This window comes from Protofrankia sp. CiP3, assembly GCF_917627345.1.
Classification (GTDB): domain Bacteria; phylum Actinomycetota; class Actinomycetes; order Frankiales; family Frankiaceae; genus Protofrankia.
Window position 1 is genome coordinate 1105 of the sequence record NZ_CAKJTM010000201.1, and the last position, 1617, is coordinate 2721.

Annotated in this window: 1 protein-coding gene; it reads left to right on the forward strand. The window is 66.7% G+C overall.

What is annotated here, in order from left to right:
- Positions 1 to 1617: helicase HerA domain-containing protein (locus tag MJ797_RS26155; protein ID WP_239342317.1), on the forward strand; the 1617-nt coding region annotated here is incomplete at both ends.

The window sequence follows — 1617 nt, forward strand, 5'->3', positions numbered from 1 at the left end:
GGTAGACACCATCGTCGCGGAGACAACAGCGTCGGTGGACGGCAAGCCGGACGAGAATCGCTCCCTCCGCGAGCTCAACCTCCTCGCGGACGGGCTACTCGTCCTGCGCGAACGGACCGAGCGGGCACTGTGCGTCCTGGCCTGCTTGCCGGTGACATGGATCATGTTCGAGCAATGGGCTGTGACATCTGTCCGGGACCGCTTCCGCGCCATCCCACCCCTTGGCCACATCGATGATCCGGCGCTGATAACCCAGCTCCTTGCTCGACGGTTCCACGATCACTTTCGGCGTATCGGTTTCGAGCCGCCGTACCCGACCTGGCCGGTGGCTCAGGCGGCACTCGACCAGGCGCCCAGCTACACACCACGCGAGCTGCTTCAGCGGATTGAACGGCATATCCAGTCGTGCCTGTTGATGGGTACGGTCAAAGAGCTGGAGTCGTTTGCTGGGGACGATCCGTTACCAGTACGTCATCCCCTGCCGCCAGCGGTGTTCGCGGAGCTGGACACGGCTTTCGCCGGGTTGCGGTCGACTACGACGGCCATCACGCCCGGCAACGAGGACAGCCTTGTACCGGAACTACTGGCGGCCGGTCTCACCGCCTGGATCATCGAAAACGGTGGTGCGCCCGGAGGTTTCGCGCTTGAACCGAAGCCAAGCGCAAGGCCTCCACTGCACGCGCGGCTCAGCCGCACCATCAACCGGGATACCGGCGAGCAGATGCAGTGGGCATTTCGAGCGGTTACCAGTACTCATGGCAACGCGGCCCTGCACCGCATCCAGAGCGCCTGCGTGATGGCCGGGCTCACCCAGGGCAGCGCACGTCGGCGGTTGTTCCTGCTGCGCAACGCCGAGTGGAGCCGCGGCGTCAAGACCCAGCAGGCCCTTGCGACGTTCGAAGCGGCCGGCGGTGTCACACTCCCAATCAGCGACGAGGACGTGGCAACCTTCACCGCGCTGGGCAGGCTGCTCCAGCAGCCGCATCCAGCTCTGCGGGAATGGTTGAATTCGCGCCGTCCGGCCAGCACGACAGCCTTGCTGATCGCAGCCCTCGCCAACGCGGCACCGGATGGGAGCGACGCACATGCGGAGCCCGGCACGATCCGTCCGGCCGACGATCCAGGCAACGGCGCCAACGCCAGCTCAGCAGGAGCCGACTCCTGCGCCGTCGCTCACCGCCGTGTCAGCAGCTCGTCGGTGAGTCCGCCACTTGGTGACCAGAACAGCTACGAAAGCCACCCGTTCGAGGCGCCGGAAGAGCGGAGTACGAATCCTGCCGACCAGAGTGCGGGCTCCCAGGCGATCACTGTCGGCCGGACGGTGGCCGCCGGCCGGCCGGCCCGTATTGACATCGAGGTGTTCCGGAAACACGTAGCGATCTTTGCTGGTTCGGGATCCGGGAAGACCGTGCTGATCCGCCGCCTGCTCGAGGAGTGCGCGCTGCGCGGCGTGTCATCGATCGTGTTGGATCCCAACAACGATCTGGCGCGGCTGGGGGATGGGTGGCCGCGCGTGCCGAGCGGCTGGCATGACGCGGACGAGGCGCTGGCCGCCGAGTACCTCGCCAGCACTGACGTGGTGTTGTGGACGCCCCGCCGGGCCAGCGGCCGACCGCT